Below are 15,321 nucleotides of genomic sequence, written 5' to 3'. Positions count from 1 at the left end.
TCAACGCCCTGCAGGGCGCCCGGGTCCATGTCGACCTGGTCTGGGAGCTGCAGTCGGATGAATCGCCCACGCAGCCGTAAGCCGGTTCCGTCAGTTCCGTGACCCGCCGGCTGCCCGGCAGCGCCTTGCGTCCTCTCTTCTCCCGCGACGGCTGGCTGCTGTACATCGCGTCCACGCTCTCGCGGTTGTATCTGGGCATCGCCCTGAGCCTGGTGCTGATCGGCCTGCTGCCTGCGCTGTTCGGCTGGCATACCAGCGTGATCCAGAGCGGTTCCATGGAACCGCACGTCGGCGCAGGGGACGCGGTGGTGTCCGCGCCCTTAGGCAGTGGTGACCCGGTTTCGCCGCTTCCACTGATTTTCGCGCGGCAAGGCCCCTAGCTGAGCAAGTGGGATAGGGCGGTTACGACGCCATGTTCCTCATTCGTTGGCGCGGTGTAACGGGCGCGGGAACGCAGGATCGGGTGGGCGTTGTCCATGGCGAACGACAGGTCGGCGCGGTCGAACATTTCGAGGTCGTTCAGGAAGTCGCCGAACACGACGGTTTGAGCGGCATTCACGCCCAAGGTCCGTTGCAGTTCCTGCACGGCTCGTCCTTTATTGGTGCCCGGGGCCATGATGTCGATCCACTGCTTACCGGAGACGGCCATCTGGTGGCTGGATGCCAGTGGAGCGACGATGCTTCTCGCGCTGGACTCAACGTCCGTGGAGTCGTAGATCGCGAGCTTGAGGATGTCATCGGTGACAGTGGTGAGATCCTCGACCGTGGTGAGTTCGGCGTAGTAGGTTTCCGCCTCCCGGATGAATCCAGCATCGCGTCGCTCGATGTAGGCACTGCGGCGGCCGCATACGACCAGGCCGAGGCTGTTCGCGGTTTCCGTTGCGTGGCGAACCGCGTGAATGACGTGCGTGACAGTGGGCTCGTCCATGTAGGTGGCGGAGAGTACTGCGCCGTCACGGACAACAAGGGAGCCGTTCTCGGCGATGAAGGTGGCACCTGCTGGTGCACTGGGGAACATGCGGGCCAAAGTGGCGTATTGCCTGCCGCTGGCGGGTACAAATGTGATGCCACGGGCACGCATCCGCTCCAGCAACGGCCAGAACCCGGCTGGAACGTTACCGTCCCCGTCCAGCAGGGTGCCATCCATATCGGAGACCACCAGACGCACGTCGTGAAACCCGCTCGGGATCGAGGACCAAGGCTCAGCGCTTCGAGCAACACCACTCATCGTGCCTCGTTGTCTTGACCATGATCGCCGCTGCCGCGGAATCCTAAGCTAAACATGGTTCTTAACGCTACAGACAGGGAATTGGTAAAGCGACTTCAGAACGACTTCCCGGAGGGTAGGACTCGCGGGGGCGCTTTCTGTGGACGAGTTGTTCACTCTCAGGCGTGCCGTTGCATCTATACCAGGCAGTCGGTGTGGACTCCCTGTGGAGGGGTGGCGAAGTGCGGGAGCATCCGCGGCGCCCCTCGCCTTGGCAAGCCTTGGATTGGTCTTCCCCAACGAGAGGAGACGTTCATGTCCTTGGACCGCCGCAACAAGTCATACCGACTGCAGGTCGCCGGAGTCTTGGATCGGCGCTGCCGGGCTTGTCGTTGCACTGTTCCTAGCCGTCTTTGACGACCTTTGGAACGTCGCTGGACGTTGAACATGGATGCCTTTCCCTGATAAACCTCAGACGTAAGCGCTGTTATCGGCTCAACGGGTGGAGGCCCGACAGCTGAATGTAGTCCAGCTGATTGAACTCAGCGCCTCTTTCGATCACTTCGCGGGAATTGCTTGCGCTCCGTCCCTGCATGCCTGACGGGGTTCATTGGCCGGGTGCACGCCCTGAAGTGCGGCGTTGACTACTTGGTGCGTATCCCTGCATTCAGCGGAAACTGGCGCAGTACGGCCCCGGTCCAGAGGCCGCCCGCGATCATGTCCATGAGCAGCATGGAGATCGGCCTCGGGATTGAGCTCTCCGCGGGCCTTTGCCTTGTCGAAGACCTGTGCCTCGTTAGCCAGCCGATCCGTGAAGAAGCCCTAAATCCGGGCGGCCAGGTCCTCGTTCACGACGGCCGCGGACAGGACGGCGACCACGACGTTGGAGGCGGGAGGCACGGTCAGCAGTGCCGCAATCCGGTCGGCCAAAACCTGCAGGTCGACTCGGAGGGTCCCGGTTTCAGGGACGGCGAGCGTCAGCATCGGGGGCATCAATGAAGGCGGCGCCCAGGAGTTCTGCCTTGGACTTCCACCACCGGTAGATCGTCGTCTTGTTAACGCCGGCGGCCTCGGCCACCCCTTTAATGCTGAACCGCTCGTATCCCCGCTTCTGGAATGAAGCTCTGTACTGCCCTGAGCGCTGATCAAACCAAGGTGCTGAAGGCCTCAGCCTTGTCTTTTGTCCCTTGGACTATTATTTGATCGTCGTCGTAGAGCACAGTTTGTTGGGTGGTGTGCTCCCACTGCCCACCCTTGCGCTTGACAGCGACTACTGTGATGTCGAACTTTGACCGCAGCTGCAGCAGGCCCAGCGGACGGTCCTGGGCTAGCCCGGGCGGGATGGTTCGGATCATGACGAAGTTATCTTCGAATTCGACGTAGTCCAGCATTGCCCCGCGGACCAAGTGCGCCACCCGGCGGCCCATGTCGTGCTCGGGCCGGATCACGTGGTGCACGCCCAACTGTTCGAGGATCTCGGCGTGCGGCTCACTGATGGCTTTGGCCCAAATCGCGGGCCTGGCGAACTTGAGGAGCCGCGAGGTGGTGAGAATGCTAGCTTCCACGTCTGTTCCGATGCCCACCACAGCGCGGTCGAACTCGTGTACAGAGAGCTGTCGCAGCACCTCGTCTTTGGTGGAGTCGGCACGGACTACGTGGGTCAGCAGCCCGTTGAAGGACTGAACGGTCTCTTCGTCGGCGTCGATGCCCAGGACCTGGGTGCCCAGGGACTCGAGCTCCAGCGCCAATGCTCCGCCAAAACGGCCGAGGCCGATAACAACGACGGACCCCGCCTCGGCGATCCGGTCGAAGGAGCGTGAGGGGAAGGGGATTCTAGCCAATGAGCGGCCTTTCTTTCGGGAACTCGTACAGGATCGGTCGCGCGCGAAGCGCCAGCGCGGAGGCCAGCGTGACCGGTCCCAGACGGCCGACGAACATGAGGATGATCAAAATCGACTGTCCGGCAGGTGGCAGCGAGGCAGTGATGCCGGTGGAAAGGCCGACGGTGGCGAAGGCGGAGATAGCTTCGAAGAGCAGTTTTTCCATGCCCGCGTCGGAGAGGAACATCAGGGCCATGGTGGCTGTGACTACCAAGGCGATGGCCAGCAGCACAACGGTCATGGCTTGGCGGTGTACAGAACGGGACAGTCGCTTGCCGAAGATGTTTACGGCGGCGCCGCCGCGGATTTCTGTGTAGAGGATGAAGTAGAGCACTGCGAAAGTAGTGATCTTCAGGCCACCGGCGGTGCCTGCAGGGCCGCCGCCGATGAACATCAGTATGTCCATGCCTAGCCAAGACACCGGGTTCATCTGGCCAATCTCGATACTGTTGAATCCAGCGGTGCGGGTGATGACGGACTGGAAGAACCCGGCCAGCACCCGTGCGGCGGGGTCCAGCGAGCCGAGCGTCGCCCGGTTGGTCCACTCCACCGCGGTGATGAAGACGGTACCTGCCCCCAGCAGCACGGCCGTGCCGGCCAGCACGAGTTTGGTGTTCATGGACCAGTGGATCGGACGCCGGTAGTGCCGGCCGAGCTCGAACAGCACCGGGAAGCCAAGCCCGCCGATGATCACCGCGCTGGCGATCGGCAGGCAGATCCATGGGTCCGCGACGAAGCCCATCAGGTTGTCTGAGAACAGGGCGAAGCCGGCGTTGTTGAAGGAGGAAACGGAGTGGAAGACTCCCAGCCAGAGGGCTTCCCCGGCAGAGTGTCCGTATCCGGTCATGAAGCGTGCCGCAAGGACCAACGCCAGCACGGCTTCGGTAATGAGGCTGATCCTCAGGACGCCGAACAGCACGCGCCGCACGTCGCCAAACCCGGTGCTTTTGGTTTCGGCGGCCGCGGAGATGCGGGAGCGAAGTCCAAGCCGTCCTGCCATCAGCACACCCAGCAGAGCTCCGAAGGACATTACGCCGAACCCGCCGAGCTGGATGAGGACCATGATCACCGCTTGCCCGAATGGGCTCCAGTAGACGGAAGTATCAACGATGATCAGCCCGGTCACGCACACCGAGGACGTCGCCGTGAACAGCGCCTCCAGGAAGGTGGCACCGCCAGGGCCCTGCTTCGACATCGGCAGCATCAGAATGGCCGTGCCGGCCAAGATCGCTGCGATAAAGCCAAGGACTATCACCTGGGACGGATGCCGCGGGCGTACTCGTTGCAGGAGGACGGCACCCGTGGGAGCCTGAAACTTTCGTAGGTCGCTGGTCCGGCGGAAGGCTGCGCCGACGCGACGGGCGGAGGATGCCTTCTCGGGCAAGGGACGTCGCGGTTCAGCCAACGTGAATCCGGGGACGGCGCTGCGGGTCGGGTTCGTTCTGGCGGATGATTTCCCGGACCACGGGGGCAGTGTCACCTTGGCCGAGGAGCAGGTAGCGCATCAGATGGGTCAGCGGATTGCCCTCGGACCATTCAAAGTAGGCCTGCGGCATGACACCGGTCGCATCGCGTAGTGCCAGCAGGACGGCGGCCAGCGCGTTGGGCGCGGCGGGGCTCTGAGCGCGCAGAATCCTGTACCCGCCGATCTCAACTCCGTGGACGTGGAGGGTGTCGCTGAAGCCGGAGGGGGCTTTGATTTCTACTTCGAGGAAGATGACGTCGGCGCTGCCGGGGACTGGGTTTATGCCGCGTTGAAGGACTTCCTTGCTGGAGTATTCCGCGACACCGGTGGCCGGGGGTTTGTGCGCAATCAGGTCCAGCCGTCCATCGAATTCCAGGGACTCGCGGATGAAGCGGCGGGCTTCGTCGTCGAACACTATGCGGTCTGCGCGCAGCTCGGTGGTTCGGGAGACCCGGGAAACCAGGGAGATGACCACGATGCCGGCGATGAACAAGAGCGAAATTGCCAACCCTTCGGGTTTTGCGAGGATGTTGGCTGTCAGGGCGTAGACCAGCACCAGCGTCAGCCCGGTGAACGCGGCGGCAGCGGACCGGCGCCGATTCCGGTACGTGGCAATTGCGACGGCCACCGAGGCAGAGACCATCATGGCCAGGATGCCGGTGGCATAGGCCCCGGCCTGGGCGTTGACATCGGCCCTGAACGCGATGGTGATCATGATACTTACGCCGGTGTAGACCAGGACCACCGGGCGGACAGCGCGGCTCCATTCCGGAGCCATACCGTACGAGGGCAGGTAGCGGGGCACGATGTTGATCAGCCCGGCCATGGCCGAGGCGCCGGCGAACCACAGGATGAGGATGCTGGCCAGGTCGTAGGCGGTGCCGAATCCTTCGCCGAAGCGCTCGTGCGCAAGGTAGGCCAGCGCACGACCGTTGGCCTCGCCGCCCTCGGCGAAGGCATCGGCAGGGATCAGCAAGGTCGTGACGAAACTGCTGCCCAGCAAATACACGCTCATGATCACGGCCGCGGCGGTGAGCAGCTTGCGGGTATTGCGGATCCGGCACGCGAGCCGCTCCTTGGGAGTCCGGCCTTGCGCTGCGACGAGAGGCATCATGCTGACGCCGGTTTCAAAACCGGAGAGCCCTAAGACAAGCAGCGGAAAGGCCAGCAGTGCCGGAAGAACCATCCCGCCTAAGCCCCCCGACGTGGTGGTGAGGAGATCTGTCCAGTCCGCGACGATGCCTGGCCTGCTTAGGATGTCGAGCAGACTGGTGCCGATGACGACTGCATTGAGGACGAGGAAGATTGCCACCAGCGGGACCGCGACTGCGACCGCCTCGGTGAAGCCGAGCAGGAAGACTCCGCCGAGGATGAGCAGCAGCACGATGGTCACCGGTACGGCGTGGCCGTGGAGGAACGCGGGAGTGTGCGGGTTCTCCAGCAGATGTACCGTGGCGTCCGCCGAGGAGAGCGTGATCGTGATGATCCAGGAGGTTGCCACGAAGCCCAAAAGGATGAGGACAAAAACTTTCCCACGCCAGAAGGGCAGCAGATGCTCCAGCATGGCCACCGACCCCTGGCCATGCGGGCTGGTCTGCGCCACCCGGCGGTACATGGGCAGCATTCCGCCCAAGGTCAGAATGACGATCAGCAGTGTCGCGAGCGGCGAGAAGGCGCCGGCGGCCAGCGCCGCGATGGCCGGCAGGTATGACAGGGTGGAGAAGTAGTCCACACCCGTCAGGCACATGACCTTCCACCAGGGCTGCTGAATGTCATTGGTTCCCGGGCTTGCCGGTCCGACGGGTTGAACAACGTGGGCGGTAAGCCAACGGGCCACGCCATGGGACGGCTTTTGACGGCCGGTAGGGCGGGGCACGCTCTCCGGAATGAAGTACTGGGTAGACGCACCCACAGTCGTCTTCTCTCTTATACGGTTCCTGACGCGATTGATCACACTACTCCGGCAGAGGCGGCCAGAGAGCGAAAAACAGCAGCCGACGGCGTTAAGAAATCATCAAAATGTCCGGGTAGCTGGGCGGGGCAGGTGAGCGGGGCGGGGAGGGCCTCGGCTTGCAGAGGCGGTGAGAATGGTCTTTATGGGCAGAGGAATACTGCGGATTTTTCTTGGCGCGGCGCCGGGCGCCGGGACCACTTACGCGATGCTGACCGAAGGGCTGCGGCTGACCGGAGATGGCGCCGATGTGGTCATCGGCGCGGCCCTGCACCGGGGCCGGCCGGAAACGGCTGCCCTGTTCGCGGACATGGAAGCAGTTTCGGATGCCGGCCCGGAGGGCGTTCAGGAGCTGGACCTGCAGGCCGTTTTGTCCCGTGCTCCGGAAACGGTGCTTGTGGATGACCTGGCTCAGGCCCACGGAGTGAACGGTGGGCGCAGGCTGGTATGGGAGGACGTCGATGGCCTGCTCGACGCAGGCATCAATGTCATGGCGACCCTTGAGATTGCGCGACTGGAGTCGTTGGGTGACGTGGTTGAAGCCATTACCGGCGTCCGGCCTGACGAGACGGTGCCGGACGCCTTTGTCCGTGGTGCCGGACAGATTGAACTTGTGGATGTGGATCCCGGACTGCTCCTTGAACGGGTGGCAGCAGGCAAGGTGGTTCCGGCGGAAAACGTGGATGCGGCCCTGGCGGGATATTTCCGCTTGGGGAACCTGACGGCATTGCGGGAGCTGGCCCTGCTGTGGCTGGCGGACCGCGTGGAGGAGGGCCTGAGTGATTACCGGGCGCGCAAGGGGATCGAGGCGGTCTGGAACACTCGGGAGCGGATCGTCGTCGGCCTTTCCGGCGGGCCGGGAGGGCAGTTGCTCGTGCGACGGGCGTTCCGAATGCTCGCCGGCAAGCTTGGCGCCGAGTTGCACGCCGTGCATGTGCGCTCCTCGGTAAGCTCCCGGGAATCACCGGGGGAACTGGACGCCCAGCGTGTTCTTGTGTTGGGGCTGGGGGGAACGTACCACTCGATCGGAGGCGATGATCCTGCCCAGGCGCTCGTTGCTTTCGCGCGCAGGACCGATGCAACACAGATCGTCGTCGGCGCCCCCGGACGGAAGCTGCGGTTGCGCCGCAGCGTCGGCCAGCGCCTTCTGCGCCTTGCAGGGGACGTCGACGTTCATCTGGTCGGTCACGGACGCAAAGGTGCGGCCAGTTCCGTCAGGACGGGCCCGTCATCGCTGGGCAGAGGCCGGATGATGGCCGGCGCCGCTATGGCGTTGCTGCTGCCGTTCATCCTCCAGGCGGGACTTAGTCTCTGGCCGCACAGCCACTTCGCCACCGATATGCTCGTGCAGCTGACCGGGACCATCGCCGTAGCGCTGGTCGGCGGGCTCTGGCCGGCCGTGGCGGCGGCAGTGCTCAGCAGTGCGATCGTGAATTTTTCCGCTCTGCACCCCATCGGCACCATGGGCATCAGCGATCCTGAGAATGTTCTGGCCCTGCTGATCTTCCTGGCCGTCGCGATCGCGGTTTCGCTCGTCGTTGGGCTCTCGGCAAAACGCAGCCGGGCGGCAGCCGCAGCCGGGGCCGAAGCTGCGGCTCTGGCGGAGCTGAGCCGCAGCACCCTTGCCGTCCACTACACCATCGGCGAATTTTTGGACCGGATCCGCGAACACTTCCAAAGCAGCGGTGCCGCGTTGTATGCGCGGGATGAACGCCAAGGCAAAACCCGGGCATGGCAGCTGGTGGCCAGCACCGGCAGAGTCGATGAAGACCTGAACGGCAATGAGAACGTCGAGCAACTTGACCCATCGCATGCCCTGGCGCTCTCCGGCCGCCCCCTCAGCCAGCAGGAACGGCACCTGCTCACTGCCTTCGGCGCCCACCTCATGGCCCTCCTTCAACGGGACCAGCTCCGGGCCAGCCGCCGCGACATCCTGCGGCTATCCGAAGGCAACCAGATGCGCACCTCGATCCTGCGTGCGGTCTCGCACGACCTGCGCACGCCGCTGGCAGGGATCAAACTGGCCGTCAGCAGCTTGCGCCAAGATGCCGTGGAATTCGACCCGGAGGACGAGGCCGAGCTACTGGCTACCATCGAGGACTACGCCGACCGCCTGGGCCTGCTGGTAGGAAATTTATTGGACATGTCGAGACTGACGGCGGACTCGGTCACGCCTTTGATCCGGCCCGTCTACTGGGCCGACGCCGTCGCAGACGCCCTACGCGGAATTCCCGAGGAAGCCGTGCGGGTGGACTTGCCGGACAGCCTGCCCCCGGTTAACGCTGATCCGGGCATGCTGGAACGCGTGATTGCCAATGTCGTTGAAAACGCCGTGAAGTACGCCGGCGGGTCCGATATCTTCATCACTGCGGTCACCGGTACGGGCAAAACCTCGGTGAACGGGAAACCTGCCGGCCAACTGCGCATCATCGACCATGGCCGCGGCATCCCGGCCACTGAGCTGATCAATATGTTCCAGCCATTCCAGCGCCTCGACGACACGCCGGCGGGGACCGGGGTCGGCTTGGGACTGGCTGTCGCGAAGGGCTTTACCGAAGTTATGGACGGGCATCTGGACGCCGAGGAAACCCCAGGTGGAGGGCTGACCATCGTCATCACGATGCCGCGCTCAGCGCGGGCCTGAAGTACATTCGCGGAAGGCCGCTGTCCGGCGTAGGAGACGCGTTAAGATTTGGGCCGTCCGCGTGAAGAAACCGTTAAGAACGGCGCCCGGGGTCCGGTCTTGGGTTTTGCTGGGCGTTGGGAGGGCCAGCCGGGCCTTCTACACCGAAAGTTGGAATACGCATGGACGCGGACCTTTGGTGGGAGATTCTGCCGGTTCTGGCCGCCGGCGGCACCGTGCTGGTGCTGCTGATCCGTTCTCTGGTGCGCATGAAGAAGGGCAGCAATTGGTGGTGAGGAGGTGCCTGTCCGCGGACCCAGGAGACACAATAGAGCTCAACCGACGGGCGACGGTCGGCTTCCGGTGGCGTGCGAGGAGGAGACGGGACAGGCATGACCAACGTCTTGATCGTCGACGACGAGCCACAGATCCTGCGTGCGATGCAGATTAACCTCCGGGCGAGAGGCTACCGTACCTACATTGCAGCTACCGGAAGCGAAGCGCTGACGGAAGCAGCCAAAGAGCCTATCGACTTGGTGATCCTGGATCTGGGGTTGCCTGACATGGATGGGGTGGACGTGATCCGCGGCCTACGCGGGTGGACGGATATACCCATCATCGTGCTGTCCGCCCGGCATGCCTCAGACGACAAGGTTGAGGCCCTGGATGCGGGTGCTGACGACTACGTCACCAAGCCCTTCGACCTGAATGAACTCTTAGCCCGGCTTCGTGCCGCAGACCGGCGGAACGACAGCAGTCTCCAAGGCGCGTCGATTGGCACCGCTGACTTTGAGATCAACCTTAGCGACAAGCGGGTTGTTCGGGACGGACAGGCGGTCCGGCTGACCCCGAACGAGTGGAACATCCTGGAAATTTTGGCCAGAAACCCCGGCCGGCTCGTATCGCAGCAGCAGATCCTGACCCACGTGTGGGGGCCCGCTTATCTAAAGGAAACCCAGTATCTGCGCGTCTACATCGCTCAGCTCAGACGCAAGCTTGAACCTGACGCGTCCAGACCGCGCTATCTCCTCACCGAAGCAGGGATGGGCTACCGCTTTGAACCAGGGGCGCCCCCTTGAAACGGCTGTGCCGTCTCGAGACCGTCCGCCCCTCTTAGGTTTTATGACCAGAGGCCCTTTGCCCCCTGATCGGGCAGCCCTATTTGTCGAACCGTGAACGTGAAGGATGCCGCCGGAACCCGCGCTCAACCCTGTTTTATACTCAGCGGTGCGGCCACTCCGACCGAGCCGCAACCAGAGTGGCGTTGAGCGAAATTTTGTCCCGGCTAGTCGCCGCGTCCGGCTTCGGTACTGATGCACAGCCGGTTCCCTTGGGCATCAGTGGCCACTACCCACACGGGCGCATGTTCATCATCGAGTGTTGCACCAACGGATACCAGAGCATCCAGATTCGAGGCGCTTTCGCTGAAGGGGACAGTGATGTCCAGGTGAAAACGATTCACATTCGGGCTCTAGGATTCCTGAAACCAGATGGCCGGACCCCTGCCATAGGGATCGGTCAGGGTTCCGTCTTCCTGCATCTTGTAGCCCAGTGCAGTTCGCCAGACTTCCGAAATGGCTTCCGGGGTTCTCAATGTCTTCGTGCCCAAGGGCACGCCGCCGGCCATCCTCGGGCTGGGGCGGACGGGTCGCGGCGGTGATTACCATTCCCCATAGATCCGGATCAGCGCACGTTTTGCCGCGGTGTACGGCTCAGCCGAACCGGTGAGGAGCGAACGCGCATTGGCCGCCTCAAGAAATGCCGTCGTCTCGAACACCAGTTGATTCACGTCTACTTCAAGGAGTTCCCCGATGTCGGCCGCAGCCTGGATTTCCGAGGCCAGCAAGGAGCGCCATTCACGAACCGCCTCCGCCACCGCTTCCCTCACCGGACCAGATTTGGAATCGAACTCCGTGCTGGCGGCCGCAAAGAAACATCCGCCGACAAAGACCCTATTGCGGCTGTAGGAAAGCCAAGCGTCAAGAAGGGCGCGAAGTCTTTCGAGCCCGGGTGCGGCGTTGAGGGCGGGAGCTACGACCGCCGCGATGAAAACTTGTCTCGCTGCCTCAACCGTCGCGATTTGCAGCTGCTCTTTAGAACCGAAGAGGGCAGCTACTCCACTCTTGCTCAGAGTCGAACGAGATGCCAGGCCGCCGATCGAAAGGCCCGCAAGCCCCTCAACCGAGGCCATGTTCACAGCTTCCTCTAAAACAGTTTGTCGCGATTTCAGACCTCTGGCCGCTCTGCCATCCATATTTACCTCTCTTCTCCCAAGAAAATCATAGTGTACGATCGTTCGTATTGTTACCGGCTCGCGTATAGCCCCCCGGATTTCCGCCATTGGTAGACCTGCGCGGGGCTGCCAAAAGTCGGCCCGTTGATACTCAAGATTCGAAGGACGACCCCATGCAGACAACCCTGACGCATATCGGCACCGCAACGATGCTTGTCGAATTCGGCGGCCTCACGTTCCTCACAGATCCGGTGTTCAACCCCGCCCCTACTGAGTACAAGTTCGGGCCCCTGGTCCTGCGGAGCACTAACAAACCGGCCATGTCCGCTAGCGAACTTCCACCAATTGATGCCGTGCTGCTCAGTCACGACGAACACCCGGACAATCTAGATGACGCCGGCAGGAGGTTGTTGGAGGGGAAACCCGTCTTGACCACCCAGAGCGGGGCGGGACGGCTGGGTGGCCAAGCAGTTGGTGTGGCGCCTTGGGCCAGTCACACGGTCGCCGTGGGAGAGAAATCCGTGATCATTACAGCGACGCCTGCCCATCATGGCCCCGTTGGTGACGTCATTGGATTCATCCTCCGGGTTCCGGGGGAAGAAAAGGTCCTTTACATCTCCGGCGATACCACCTATGAAAGCGACCTTGACCAAATCGGCGACCTATTCTCGATCGGAGTAGCAGTGCTGCACCTTGGCGCGGCGAAGTTCGCCATACTTGGGGACCAGATGGTCAGTATGGACAGTTCGAGCGCAGCCAAGTTTACTGCCGTCCTCGCCGCCGACGCCGTAGTGCCGATCCATTTCTCCTCTTGGGAACACTTCACTGAAACGGAAGATGAGATCGCGGCTTCATTTGCGGAAGCAGGCCTGACTGACCGCCTTGAATGGCTCACCCCCGGGGTGCCACGGATCCTTGAGGTCTGATTCCGCGAGGCAGCCCCTTCCGGCCTCACAGAGACTATAGCCACCGGTGAACTCCAAGTCGCTGGAATGAAGCACTGCGATCTTGACTCCGCCAACTTTGGGCGGCGACATAGGGAGTCAAGATGCAGGAAGCCTCTGAAAACCTTCAAACGACGGCGTGCCGGGCCTGTCAATAGCGCAGTTATTCGAGTCTGCGGCAAGCCAAGATTTCAAGGCTTCCCAGCTCAGCAACCGCGATGCCGGAAAATGGAAACGGATCATGATCGCTTCGGCAATAGGAGCCGCGCTTTTCAGCCTGCAAGCTGTCATCTCCGCACTGCTCGGCGGTTTCTACGTGACGGCAGTTGTGGTTCCGCTTGCCGTCTTCTTTCTTGCCATGAGTGCTGCAATTTGGTTGATGCTGAGGGCGCGGACGAAGTCACTGGGGAAAGACCGCTAGCCGAACTCAGCCACGAGGCCCCCGTTACTCCGAGTGGAGCCTAAATAATCGCTTCTGACTCATCACGCGCGTGCATAAGCTCTAGCTCATTTTTGTTGCAATGGGTGACCGGCTGATGCGACTGGCGGGCGGGCAACTCCCGACCTTGAGAAGCGAAGGTCTTGTTGCCTCCGGAACGAACGCCACTAACCCCGTTAAGCCAACGGCCCCGCCTCAGCGGCGGGTGGGGAGGACCGTCGTCGTGACGGCCACGGCCTGCGGGGTGCGGGGGAAGGGACTGAATCCGAAGCGCACGGGCGGATCCACCGGCGCGAGGGGCCCGAGGCCGGCCCCGTTCCAGCTCGCCACGGCGCGCTCAACGCTACGGATGGAGCGCACGCCATAGTACTCCCGACGTCCGCCTCCGGCGGAGCCGGCGGTGGCCACCCCCGGGAGCAGGATCCCCGCGGCGCGGTTCACGGCTGTCAGCCACGCCGGGTGGACGGCGATTCGGACGGGGACCAGTTGCAGCATCCAGCCCAGCGCTGTCACGGGGCCCAGGTCGGCGCGCAGTTCCAGCGGGCCGCCGGAAACGCGGAGGACCAGTACGGCGGTCCCGGGTTCGTTCCCCGGTTCCGCGCTCCGCTCCCCGGCGGGGCTCAGGCTGGCGTCCAGCGGCGCCACCACCACCTCATCGAAGCGGTAGGTCGCGGACACATAGTCGGCGACCGCCCGGTTGGGGGCCAGCAGCGTCCGCAGCCCGTCGCGGTCCTCGGTCATGACGTCCGTGAAGGCGCCGAGCGGCGAGTCCATCCAGTGCCCGACCACCAGCCGGCGTCCCGCGCTGGTGCCCAGACCCGCGATGAACCCTGTAAAGCGTTCCATCCGGCTACCGTACGGCTCCGGCCGGCCCCGCCGCACGCCGTTGCGTAAAATCGACGTCGCCACCGGCACTCACCTGACGTCAGGTTGGGTGTACCCTAACTGGCAAACACGCGGAACGCGAGCCAGTCTCCCAATCAGGACCACTCACGATACCCGAGGTCCAAAGCAAGGAGCCGTGTGTCAGCTTGGAGTTGCCGCTGTGAAAGGCTGCAGTTATGGACAACTCATCCCGGGAACATGACCTCGTTCTCTACGGAGCGACGGGTTTCGTTGGCCGACTGATCGCCGGCTACGTCGCGGAGCATGCACCGGCCGGCATGCGAGTCGGACTCGCGGGCCGGTCGAGGTCCAAACTCGAGGCGGTTCGGTCGCAGTTGCCGGTCGCGGCGCACGGATGGGCCCTCATCGAAGCCGACTCGGAGGACGCGGACTCGATCGCTGCCCTGGCCGCGGGCACGCGCGTGCTCCTCACAACCGTCGGTCCATACACGAAACACGGATTACCTGTCGTCGACGCCTGCGCAGGGGCCGGTACCCACTACGCCGACCTCGCGGGTGAGGTGTCCTTCGTCCGGGAGGCGATCGATCGCTACGACGCTCTGGCCATGACGAGCGGGGCCCGGATCGTGCACTCCTGCGGCTACGACTCCGTGCCGTCCGACCTCGCTGTATTGCTGCTTCATCAGGCAGCAGAAGCTGATGGCGCTGGCGGTTTGGCCGAGGTTCAACTCGTCGCTACGGCCAAGGGTGGCATCAGCGGAGGCACGCTCGAGTCGATGCGCGGGCAGCTCGACACGATGCGATCGAGCACCGCCCTGCGGTCATTAGCCGCGGACCCCTACGCTCTGAGCCCCGACCGCACAGGGGAGCCGACGACACAACAGCCTCCTGACGCCGGTCCTGTTCGCCGTTCCGATGACGGCACCTGGACCGCGCCTTTCATCATGGCCGCGGTCAACACTCGGATAGTGCGCCGCAGCAACGCATTGCAGGGTTGGGCCTACGGCCGCTCCCTTCAGTACGGCGAGGTGATGGGGGTAGCCCGCGGACCGGCAGGGGCGGTCATCGCCAGGGCAATGGCACTCGGGCTCCGGGCATTCACGGGCGCGATGGCGTTTCCGCCGACCCGGGGAGTGCTCGACCGCTGTCTTCCGGCACCAGGTTCGGGTCCGAGCACCCGCACGCAGCGCGCGGGCTGGTTCCACTCCCAGGTAACCGCCCGCACCGAGAACGGGCACCGATACCAGGCGATTGCCGCTGGCCCCGGCGATCCCGGCTATGCCGCCACGGCCGTGATGGCAGGGGAGACTGCACTCGCTCTTGCCCTCGACGGTGACCGGCTGCCGACTGCGAAAGGGTCGCTAACACCGGCCACAGCACTCGGCAACGTGCTCATGCAGCGACTCCGTGCGGCCGGCCACACTTACCAGGTAACCAAACTCGCCTGAACCCAGATCCTGCAGGTCCCCTGATAACGGGGCAATCATTGACTGGACCAGTCCGACTAGCGGCGCGATGGGATTTCGCCGAGGGAGTATGCCAGGGTCATCTAAAGATCGCGACCAGCGATGCTTCCAAATCGGCTTTCAACTACCCTGGGCCGCCCCGGCGCGCACCTTCACGCGCTGAGTCCAGACCAGCACTCTGCTCCAGGTCGTGGAGCCCTTGAGCAGCCACTCCCTCTGCCCGTTTTTAAGGCCGATAACGGTGAGTATGTCCAGACATGCGTCTCA

At 63.4% G+C, this 15,321-nt stretch carries 15 protein-coding genes; 6 read left to right on the top strand and 9 right to left on the bottom strand.

Translation table 11 applies throughout. From position 1 onward, the window contains the following. Positions 1–98 precede the first annotated feature (98 nt). Positions 99–380 carry a hypothetical protein gene (locus AC5RTY_RS07510; protein WP_493999538.1) on the top strand — a complete coding sequence of 94 codons (282 nt, stop codon included), beginning with the start codon at positions 99–101 and terminating at the stop codon, positions 378–380. Here the strand turns inward: AC5RTY_RS07510 and AC5RTY_RS07505 are convergent. From AC5RTY_RS07505 to AC5RTY_RS07480, 6 genes are all read right to left on the bottom strand, one after another. Continuing rightward, positions 377–1,228, bottom strand: coding sequence for an HAD family hydrolase (locus AC5RTY_RS07505; protein ID WP_494013847.1), 852 nt, complete (start codon positions 1,226–1,228; stop codon positions 377–379). The genes AC5RTY_RS07510 and AC5RTY_RS07505 overlap by 4 nt on opposite strands. Positions 1,229–2,029: 801 nt before the next feature. After that, positions 2,030–2,200: a hypothetical protein gene (locus AC5RTY_RS07500; protein ID WP_493999540.1), complete on the bottom strand. Its 171-nt coding sequence runs from the start codon at positions 2,198–2,200 to the stop codon at positions 2,030–2,032. Further along, complete coding sequence (locus tag AC5RTY_RS07495; RefSeq protein ID WP_494014122.1) at positions 2,169–2,378, bottom strand: helix-turn-helix domain-containing protein; 210 nt, start codon at positions 2,376–2,378, stop codon at positions 2,169–2,171. The genes AC5RTY_RS07500 and AC5RTY_RS07495 overlap by 32 nt, the downstream gene beginning before the upstream one ends. After that, positions 2,353–3,048: a potassium channel family protein gene (locus AC5RTY_RS07490; protein WP_493999541.1), complete on the bottom strand. Its 696-nt coding sequence runs from the start codon at positions 3,046–3,048 to the stop codon at positions 2,353–2,355. Before AC5RTY_RS07490 ends, AC5RTY_RS07495 begins: the two co-directional genes overlap by 26 nt. Then, entirely contained in the window at positions 3,041–4,375 is a 1,335-nt protein-coding gene (locus AC5RTY_RS07485; protein ID WP_494014123.1) for a TrkH family potassium uptake protein, read from the bottom strand. The genes AC5RTY_RS07490 and AC5RTY_RS07485 overlap by 8 nt, the downstream gene beginning before the upstream one ends. Before the next feature lie 109 nt (positions 4,376–4,484). Continuing rightward, positions 4,485–6,299 carry an APC family permease gene (locus tag AC5RTY_RS07480; protein WP_494139301.1) on the bottom strand — a complete coding sequence of 605 codons (1,815 nt, stop codon included), beginning with the start codon at positions 6,297–6,299 and terminating at the stop codon, positions 4,485–4,487. A gap of 349 nt (positions 6,300–6,648) precedes the next feature. Here AC5RTY_RS07480 and AC5RTY_RS07475 point away from each other — a divergent pair, with 349 nt between their 5' ends. Both AC5RTY_RS07475 and AC5RTY_RS07470 read left to right on the top strand, forming a co-directional pair. Then, positions 6,649–9,147 (top strand): ATP-binding protein, encoded by a 2,499-nt coding sequence (locus tag AC5RTY_RS07475; protein WP_494013849.1) that lies wholly within the window; start codon positions 6,649–6,651, stop codon positions 9,145–9,147. A 371-nt stretch (positions 9,148–9,518) separates the two neighbouring features. After that, on the top strand, positions 9,519–10,205 hold the full coding sequence (locus AC5RTY_RS07470) for a response regulator (protein WP_493999544.1): 687 nt from the start codon (positions 9,519–9,521) through the stop codon (positions 10,203–10,205). 206 nt (positions 10,206–10,411) lie between these two features. On the opposite strand, the gene AC5RTY_RS07465 is transcribed toward AC5RTY_RS07470, so the two are convergent. Both AC5RTY_RS07465 and AC5RTY_RS07460 read right to left on the bottom strand, forming a co-directional pair. Next, a complete protein-coding gene (locus tag AC5RTY_RS07465) occupies positions 10,412–10,588 on the bottom strand; it encodes a VOC family protein (RefSeq protein WP_494013850.1) in 177 nt (58 codons plus the stop codon). A gap of 198 nt (positions 10,589–10,786) precedes the next feature. Then, positions 10,787–11,317 (bottom strand): TetR/AcrR family transcriptional regulator, encoded by a 531-nt coding sequence (locus AC5RTY_RS07460; RefSeq protein ID WP_494013851.1) that lies wholly within the window; start codon positions 11,315–11,317, stop codon positions 10,787–10,789. Between the two features lie 215 nt (positions 11,318–11,532). On the opposite strand from AC5RTY_RS07460, the gene AC5RTY_RS07455 reads away from it, so the two are divergent. Both AC5RTY_RS07455 and AC5RTY_RS07450 read left to right on the top strand, forming a co-directional pair. Further along, complete coding sequence (locus AC5RTY_RS07455) at positions 11,533–12,285, top strand: MBL fold metallo-hydrolase (RefSeq protein ID WP_494013852.1); 753 nt, start codon at positions 11,533–11,535, stop codon at positions 12,283–12,285. 157 nt (positions 12,286–12,442) lie between these two features. Next, entirely contained in the window at positions 12,443–12,724 is a 282-nt protein-coding gene (locus tag AC5RTY_RS07450) for a hypothetical protein (protein ID WP_494013853.1), read from the top strand. Positions 12,725–12,937: 213 nt separating this feature from the next. Here the strand turns inward: AC5RTY_RS07450 and AC5RTY_RS07445 are convergent, their stop codons facing one another. Next, the gene (locus AC5RTY_RS07445) at positions 12,938–13,588 is read right to left on the bottom strand and encodes a hypothetical protein (protein WP_493999549.1); all 651 of its coding nucleotides are present in this window, start codon (positions 13,586–13,588) and stop codon (positions 12,938–12,940) included. 215 nt (positions 13,589–13,803) lie between these two features. Between AC5RTY_RS07445 and AC5RTY_RS07440 the strand changes: the two genes are divergently transcribed. Then, complete coding sequence (locus AC5RTY_RS07440; protein ID WP_494023189.1) at positions 13,804–15,036, top strand: saccharopine dehydrogenase family protein; 1,233 nt, start codon at positions 13,804–13,806, stop codon at positions 15,034–15,036. The last annotated feature ends 285 nt before the right edge of the window (positions 15,037–15,321 follow it).

Source organism: Arthrobacter sp. Y3224055, from assembly GCF_059090825.1.
Note: the sequence above shows the minus strand (reverse complement) of the source record. Positions and strands in the feature narration are given on the sequence as shown.